Source organism: Actinoplanes sp. NPDC051411, assembly GCF_040682075.1.
Classification (GTDB): Bacteria; Actinomycetota; Actinomycetes; order Mycobacteriales; family Micromonosporaceae; genus Actinoplanes.
This window is the reverse complement of the sequence record NZ_JBFBAD010000247.1, coordinates 1-7,019: the sequence shown is the minus strand read 5'-3', so window position 1 is coordinate 7,019 and position 7,019 is coordinate 1. Positions and strand designations below refer to the sequence as shown.

Annotated in this window: 8 protein-coding genes; 3 read left to right on the top strand and 5 right to left on the bottom strand. The window is 72.4% G+C overall.

Translation table 11 applies throughout. The features are described from left to right. Together AB0M88_RS52570 and AB0M88_RS52565 are read left to right on the top strand one after the other, a co-directional pair. The coding region (locus AB0M88_RS52570) for a helix-turn-helix domain-containing protein (protein WP_364115966.1) at positions 1-829 on the top strand (829 nt) is incomplete at its 5' end. Then, the gene (locus tag AB0M88_RS52565; protein ID WP_364115964.1) at positions 826-1,542 is read left to right on the top strand and encodes an SDR family oxidoreductase; all 717 of its coding nucleotides are present in this window, start codon (positions 826-828) and stop codon (positions 1,540-1,542) included. The genes AB0M88_RS52570 and AB0M88_RS52565, both read left to right, overlap by 4 nt. A 619-nt stretch (positions 1,543-2,161) precedes the next feature. Here AB0M88_RS52565 and AB0M88_RS52560 read toward each other — a convergent pair. The 3 genes from AB0M88_RS52560 to AB0M88_RS52550 all read right to left on the bottom strand — a co-directional run bounded on the left by AB0M88_RS52560 (position 2,162) and on the right by AB0M88_RS52550 (position 5,279). Continuing rightward, positions 2,162-3,394, bottom strand: coding sequence for an HIRAN domain-containing protein (locus AB0M88_RS52560; protein ID WP_364115961.1), 1,233 nt, complete (start codon positions 3,392-3,394; stop codon positions 2,162-2,164). Positions 3,395-3,543: 149 nt separating this feature from the next. Beyond that, positions 3,544-4,305: a DUF2071 domain-containing protein gene (locus AB0M88_RS52555; RefSeq protein ID WP_364115959.1), complete on the bottom strand. Its 762-nt coding sequence runs from the start codon at positions 4,303-4,305 to the stop codon at positions 3,544-3,546. Beyond that, the gene (locus AB0M88_RS52550; RefSeq protein ID WP_364115956.1) at positions 4,305-5,279 is read right to left on the bottom strand and encodes an aldo/keto reductase; all 975 of its coding nucleotides are present in this window, start codon (positions 5,277-5,279) and stop codon (positions 4,305-4,307) included. Before AB0M88_RS52550 ends, AB0M88_RS52555 begins: the two co-directional genes overlap by 1 nt. 94 nt (positions 5,280-5,373) lie before the next feature. On the opposite strand from AB0M88_RS52550, the gene AB0M88_RS52545 reads away from it, so the two are divergent. Further along, entirely contained in the window at positions 5,374-6,027 is a 654-nt protein-coding gene (locus AB0M88_RS52545) for an HAD family phosphatase (protein WP_364115971.1), read from the top strand. Here AB0M88_RS52545 and AB0M88_RS52540 read toward each other — a convergent pair. Together AB0M88_RS52540 and AB0M88_RS52535 are read right to left on the bottom strand one after the other, a co-directional pair. Continuing rightward, positions 5,996-6,130, bottom strand: a complete 135-nt coding sequence (locus AB0M88_RS52540) for a hypothetical protein (protein WP_364115953.1) — start codon at positions 6,128-6,130, stop codon at positions 5,996-5,998. The genes AB0M88_RS52545 and AB0M88_RS52540 overlap by 32 nt on opposite strands. 83 nt (positions 6,131-6,213) lie before the next feature. Continuing rightward, positions 6,214-6,972, bottom strand: coding sequence for an ABC transporter ATP-binding protein (locus AB0M88_RS52535; RefSeq protein ID WP_364115969.1), 759 nt, complete (start codon positions 6,970-6,972; stop codon positions 6,214-6,216). Between the last annotated feature and the right edge of the window lie 47 nt (positions 6,973-7,019).

Below are 7,019 nucleotides of genomic sequence, written 5' to 3'. Positions count from 1 at the left end.
TATCACCAACGCTCTCGTCCCCCCTCCCCACGTCCTTAGGCCCAACTGGTTGGCGCGCGCGCCCCCGCCCGCCCCGGCCTACCCGGTGGGGGGGGCGCCCCGCGGCCCGTTCACGGTCGGCTACGCGGCCTTCGGGACCGCTGCTCCGCTGCCGCACCGCCTGCTGCCCCTGAACATCCCGACCGTGATCGTCGACTTCGACACCGGCGCGGCGCTGCTCACCGGCCCGCGCGCCCGCGCCTCGGTCGACGGCCCGACCTCCTGGGGCCGCGGCGTGTCGATCGGCCTGACCCCGCACGGCGCCACCCTCCTGGCCGGCCTGCCGCTATCCGAACTCTCCGGCCAAACCGTCGAGCTGGATCTCCCGTTGGCCGCGCCCCTCGCCGCCCTGCCGTCCTGGCCGGCCCGCTTCGCCTGGCTGGACGCCGCCTTCTCCCGGCCCCTTTCCGGGCCCAGCTTCGCCGCGAGCACCGATCCGCGGTGGTCCCCGTCACCCGCCGTGACCGCCGCCTGGTGGCGCCTCCAGCGAACCTCCCGCGTCTCCGACGTAGCCGCCGCCCTCGGCCTGACCCGCCGCCGCCTGGAACGCGACTTCCGCCGCGAAATCGGCCTCTCACCCGGCGCCGTCGCCCGCACCGCCCGCCTCCAGCGCTCCCTGACCGCCATGCTCCGCGGCGCGCCACCGACCGAAGCCGCCACCACCGGCGGCTTCGCCGACCAGCCCCACCTGACCCGCACCATGCGCGACCTGGTCGGCCTCACCCCGGCCGCCTTCCGCGCATTCGTTCAAGACATCACCCCGTCGACGCCCCAGACTTCGGGGGCATGACCCTCACCGGCAAGATCGCCCTGGTCACCGGCGGCACCCGCGGCATCGGCCGCGCCATAGTCGAACGCCTGACCTCCGAAGGCGCCCAGGTCTACTTCACCTACCGCGCCCGCACCGACGCCGCCTCCGACGTCGCCGAACGCACCGGCGCCACCCCCATCCAGGCCGACCAGTCGAGCCTCGCCGCCGTCGACGCGATGTTCGCCCCGCTCCCGGGCCGCCTCGACATCCTGGTCAACAACGCCGCCGCCAACGGCCACCTGCCCTTGGCCGACCTCACCGGAGAATCCTTCGACCGCATGATGACCGTCAACACCAAGGTCCCCCTACTGGCCATCCAGCGGGCAGCCCCCTTGATGCCCCGAGGCGGCCGCGTCATCAACCTCTCCACCCTCAACACGGCCGTCCCCGCCCCCGGTCTGACCCTCTACTGCGCCACCAAGGCCGCGCTGGAACAGATCACCGCCGTCCTCGCCCGCGAACTCGGCCCCCACGGCATCACCGTCAACACCGTCTCCCCGGGCGCCACCGACACCGACCTCCTGCGCACCACCAACCCACCCGACGCGCTACCGCGGACCGCCGCCCTGACCGCCCTCCAACGCCTGGGCAACCCGTCCGACATCGCCTCGGTGGTCGCCTTCCTCTGCACCGAGGACGCGGGCTGGCTAACCGGCCAAAACCTCCGGGCGACCGGCGGGCTGCTCATCTGACGGCTCCACTTCGCGTACGGGATCGGACCCCGACCCACCCGCAGCGTGGCCCGCCGACCCGCTCTTCGCCCGGCCGATGCGGACGTACGCGAACGCCCCCGGCGGCATAACCCCGATCGCCGAACTCCCGACCTGGTTGAAGCCCAGCTCCGCCCCCGACCTCCTCCGCGCCCGCGGCGACCCGCGCCCGGACGCCTTGGCGCGGCCGGCCCGGCAGGCACGGGCGGCTCGATCTCCCGCCCCGTCTGGGCGGAACGTTCGCGGCGTTTGGGCAGATTGTTCCCCGCGCTGTCTGGGCGGATCGTCTTCGCCTTGTCTGGGCGGATCGTTCTCGCGCTGTCTGGGCGGATCGTTCTCGCGCGGTCTGGGCGGATCGTTCTCGCGCTGTCTGGGCGGACCTTCCCGCGCTGTCTCGGCGGATCGTTCCGGTGCCGCGCTCGGATCGCGCGCCAACATCCCGACTCTCTCCCGCCGCCCTCTTCGAGAGACCCTGCGCCGCCGCCCACAGCAGCCGGTCAGCCAAGCTCGTGAGCCGACGGCGACGGCCCCTGGTCTTTAACCAACTTCCCCAAGACCTGAGGCAACCGCGCCTTTCGCAGGCACCATCCCTGCTCGTCCGTCAGGCCCAGAAGGGCACCCACCACTGCCAGTCCGGAGGGGCGGCCGGCCAGGCCGGCTCGGGCCGCCACCCGGCGGGCGGACTCCACCCGGCCGGCGGCTCCGGCCAGCCCGGCGGCACGGCGAACCGGATCCCAGCCGGCGGAGGCGGGATCTCCCCATGCCGGGTGGCCGGGTCGGCGAGAACGGCCGTGACCGAGGTCTCCGCGGCATGGGCACCGCCCGCGACAACCACCGGCTTCGCGACACCGGCCGGCCGCTCAACGGTGACCGTACCCGGGTCGGCCCTCGTCCTCGCCCGGCCACCAAGCGGCTCAGGTCCGCCTTCGGCCAACGCCCGGCGGCCGACCGGCTCAGGTCCGCCCGCCGCCATTGCACGGCCGTCGGTCAGGTGAGCTCCCCGCGCCGGGATCGCACGGCTGCGCGGATCGGCGACCACGATCGTGGCGTCGGGGGGCTGGGAGGCGGCCAGCCAGGACTCGGGCAGTTCGTGGGCTCGGGCCGCGTGCACCACCACCGCGACCTTGATCCGGTTGCCCCGGACCAGGGCGCGCGCGGCCGTGAGGTGGCCGGCCTGGGCCAGGTGGCGTACGGCGGGCAGCAGTTCGGCGCTCATTTTCGGGCTGAGGCGTCCGATCGGGGCGCGGTCGAGCCGGACCTCGATCAGTTCGCGCGTGCTGCGGGGCAGCTGTTCCTGGATTTCGTGCAGGGTGACGTGCACCCAGCATTCGCCCTCCGGCCGCAGCCACGGGAGCAGCGCGTCGAGGTGGTTCTCCTCGCCGGTGACCTGGATGGCGTTGCCGGCCGGCAGCACCCGGTGGGCTGTTCCCGGTGCGCGGTTGGCCGGCACGATGAGGTGGGGCTCGGCGAGGTCGATCCGTACCGATCCGGTGAGCCCGGCCCGGTCGCCGTAGCCTGATGCCGCCCATACCCGGGCCGCCACCTGCGGCTTCCGGCCATCCGCGACCAGGTTGGACAGCGCCGGCGCGTAGCGGGCCGCGTCGTCCCGGCTCAGGTAGCCGACCTGCCGCCCGGCCACCCACACGCCGACCGCGTTGCGGTCGTGGCGGTTCCACGGCTCCGGTACGAGCTGCGCGCTGGTGGTCAGCTCGCACCCGTCTTCGCGGAACTCCCGGCCGAACACGTCCCGGATCGCGTCCACGTAGTGCGACTCTCCGACGATGTCCGTGCCGGGCCACCCGCGCTGCCCCCACAGCTCAAACGGAACGTCCATGCCGCACGGTAGCCCGGCACCCCGGGGTCCCCAGTTCCCCCGACCCGGTGCATCGGGCCACCGACACGCGGACCTCGCATCGTCCGTCCGATCGAGACCCGTCACCACGAATTGGCTCAGATCGGTGCTTACCTTGCACGTCGACGGCCTTACACGTGGACTTCGTCGGGCGCCCCGAACGTGACCGGCACGCCCGGGGAGTAGAGGACGCTGTCCGGCGGGCGGGTGAAGGCCGGCAGGTCCGTGGCCGCGATCAGGCCGTCGTCGAGGGTGAGCAGTTCAGCCTGGTGAAGCGGCCACTGTGGATGATCGTTGGGCATGTGCAGGGTGCGGCCCCACGCGTGCGTGTGCAAGGCCCAGCGAGCCGTCAGGAAGTGCTCCAGCGGCGTCGGGGCCGCGATCGGGGCCCCGACCTGGACCGAAATCTCCGAGACCGGCCCCCGTGACGGCGGCGAAGGCGGGACATCGGGACGCGGCCACCGCCGGCGCGCGGTATACCGCAACACGTCCCCCGAGCGGGAGAAGCGCATCCGCGACCACATGTAGGGCAGCGAAAGCCCGGCTCGCGCGATCAGAACCGGCAGCAACCGCTCGGCGTCCAGCGACCGGAAGACGACCCCGCGGCGCCCGGAGGGGTCGACGCTGTAGAACCGCACGTTCGTCTCGCAGAACGTGCCGAAGTAGGGCACCCCGGGCCCTCGGAAGAATCCCACCCCGACCATCCGGAAGGCGATGAGCCCGACGTAGGTCACCCCGTCCAGCGTGTCCGGGACGGTGCCGGAAGGCAGGAACGGCGCGACGACGGCCGGCTCGACCGCCCAGTGCAGGAACGCCAGGTCTTCCCACCGCTGTACGAGCAGCGAGCGGCGAACCGGCCGCGGGGTGGTCGGTGTGACCGGCTCGACCACCATTAACGACCGATGACCGACATGTCGGGGTAACGATCGCCGGCCGGCGGCTGGATGGCGGTGAGCCGGGCCAACTGGTCGGCCGGCAGGGTCAGGGCGGCCGCCCCGGCGTTTTCCTCCAGCCGCGACACCCGCTTGGTCCCCGGGATCGGCACCAGGTCGTCACCTTGCGCCAGCACCCAGGCCAGCGCCACCTGAGCCGGAGTCGCCCCGAGGGACGACGCCACCGCCGAGACCTCGTCGACGATGTGCAGGTTCTGCCGCAGGTTTTCCTCGGCGAAACGCGGGTTCGCGCGCCGGAAGTCGTCCGCGTCGAGCGCGGAGGTGGACCGGATGGCGCCGGTCAGGAAGCCGCGCCCGAGCGGCGAATACGGAACGAAGCCGATGCCCAGCTCACGCAGCGTGGGCAGAACCGAGGCCTCCGGGTCGCGGGTCCACAGCGAGTATTCCGACTGCACCGCCGTGATCGGATGCACCGCGTGCGCCCGCCGGATGGTGTCGGCCGACGCCTCGGACAGCCCGATGTGCCGGATCTTGCCCTGTTGCACGTAGTCGCCGAGGACCCCGGCGACCTCCTCGATCGGCACCGCCGGGTCGACCCGGTGCTGATAGTAGAGATCGATGTGGTCGACCCCGAGCCGTCGCAGCGATCCTTCGAGGGCGATGCGGATGTTGTCCGGATGGCTGTCGATCTTGCGGCCGGGAACGTCGATGAGGTGGGAGTACAGCCCGAACTTGGACGCGACCACCACCTGGTCCCACCGGCCGGCGAGGGCGCGGGCCAGCAGCTCCTCGTTGACGAACGGCCCGTAGATCTCGGCGGTGTCGAAGAACGTGACGCCCAGGTCGAGGGCGCGGTGGATGGTGCGGATCGACTCCGCGTCGTCGGTGCTCTTGCCGGTGTAGAACGCCGACATGCCCATGCAGCCGAGCCCGAGGCGGGAGACCTCGAGACCGGCCAGCGAAACGTGTTCCATGGGGGCGAAGGTACGTGATTGACCTAACGACTAGAAGCGGCGGCGGGCCATGACCCGCGAAGATGAAAGCGTGAACACGATCCGACCCGCCGCGGTGCTCTTCGACATGGACGGCACGCTGGTCGACAGCGAGAAGGTCTGGGACGTCGCGCTCAACGAGCTCGCCGTCCGGGAGGCCGGCCGTCACCTCTCCGCCGGGGCCCGGCGCGAGATGATCGGCAGCAGCATGGTCACCAGCATGCGGATCATGCGGGAGGACCTCGCCCTCGACCACGAGCCCGACTCCGACTGGCTGATCGAGCGGGTCTTCGAGCTCTTCGCCCAGGGCCTGATCTGGCGGCCGGGCGCGCTCGAGCTGCTGCGGGCCGTCCGCGGGCAGGGCCTGCCGACCGCCCTGGTCACCTCGACCGGCCGCAAGCTGGTCGAGGTCGCCCTCGAGACGCTGGGCCGGGAAAACTTCGACGTGATCGTCTGCGGCGACGAGGTGGCGGTGCCCAAGCCCGATCCGACGCCCTACCGGCTGGCCGCCGAGCTGCTCGAGGTGCCGGTCGAGCAGTGCGTCGCGATCGAGGACTCGCCGACCGGGATGGCCAGCGCGGTCGCCTCCGGTGCGGCCGTGCTGGCGGTTCCCTCCGAGCTCGAGCTCCCGCCGACCGACGGGGTCCACCTGCGCGACTCGCTGGTCGGGGTGGACCCCGCCTTCCTGGGAACGCTGCTCACTCGTGGGCTGTCGCCGCAAGAACGTTGAGCCGGGCGCCCTGATCGACGGCCACCCCGGCGGTCACGACCTTGCCGTCGGAGCCGATCACCCGGGCCCCGTCGGCGCTGACCACACCGGTCGCCGATGCCACCCCGGCACCTTCGACACAGCCGGCAGCAGGCTCGACGGCACCCGGGTCTCGCCCATCAAGCAGGCTCTTGAGCGTCGCCCGCATCATCCGGCCAGCACCTGCGGCGCCCGCTGCATCACGGCCAGCACCTTCTCCGGCGTCGGGTCGTACAGCTCACCCGAGACCTCGCCGTCGGCCAGGAAGACCACCCGGTCGGTGTAACTGGCCGCGACGGGGTCGTGCGTCACCATCACGATGGTCTGCCCCTGCTCGCGCACGCTCTGTCGCAGGAACGAGAGCACCCCGGCGCCCGCGTGCGAGTCGAGGTTGCCGGTCGGCTCGTCGGCGAAGATGACGTCGGGCCGGCCCATCAGCGCCCGCGCGCACGCGACCCGCTGCTGCTGGCCGCCGGAGAGCTGGGCCGGCCGGTGGCCGAGCCGGTCCCGCAGCCCGACCGTGTCGATCACCGTGTCCCACCACGCCGGGTCGGGCTTGCGGCCGGCGATGTCGAGCGGCAGGCGGATGTTCTCGGCCGCGCTCAGCGTCGGCAGGAGGTTGAACTGCTGGAAGACGAATCCGACCCGGTCGCGCCGCAGCCGGGTCAGCGCGCGGTCGCCGAGCCCGCTGACCTCGGTGTCGCCGATCCGCACGGTGCCCCGGGTGACGGTGTCGAGCCCGGCCAGGCAGTGCATCAGCGTCGACTTGCCGCTTCCCGACGGCCCCATGATGGCCGTGAATCTGCCCCGGACGAAGTCGGCGCTCACCCCGCGTAACGCGACGACCCGGGCCTCGTCCTCGCCGTAGACCTTCCACACCTGGTCAGCACGCGCCGCCACCGGCTCCAGCGCCCTGGTTCCGATCATTTCTCCGCCTCCAAAGCCCTGGTCCGGCCGGGCCTTGCAGGCCCGGC

Excerpts from the sequence above, each read along its gene's own strand:
- AB0M88_RS52565 (WP_364115964.1), top strand. The coding sequence starts at position 826 with ATGACCCTCACCGGCAAGATCGCCCTGGTCACCGGCGGCACCCGCGGC.
- AB0M88_RS52560 (WP_364115961.1), bottom strand. The coding sequence starts at position 3,394 with ATGGACGTTCCGTTTGAGCTGTGGGGGCAGCGCGGGTGGCCCGGCACG.
- AB0M88_RS52555 (WP_364115959.1), bottom strand. The coding sequence starts at position 4,305 with ATGGTGGTCGAGCCGGTCACACCGACCACCCCGCGGCCGGTTCGCCGC.
- AB0M88_RS52550 (WP_364115956.1), bottom strand. The coding sequence starts at position 5,279 with ATGGAACACGTTTCGCTGGCCGGTCTCGAGGTCTCCCGCCTCGGGCTC.
- AB0M88_RS52535 (WP_364115969.1), bottom strand. The coding sequence starts at position 6,972 with ATGATCGGAACCAGGGCGCTGGAGCCGGTGGCGGCGCGTGCTGACCAG.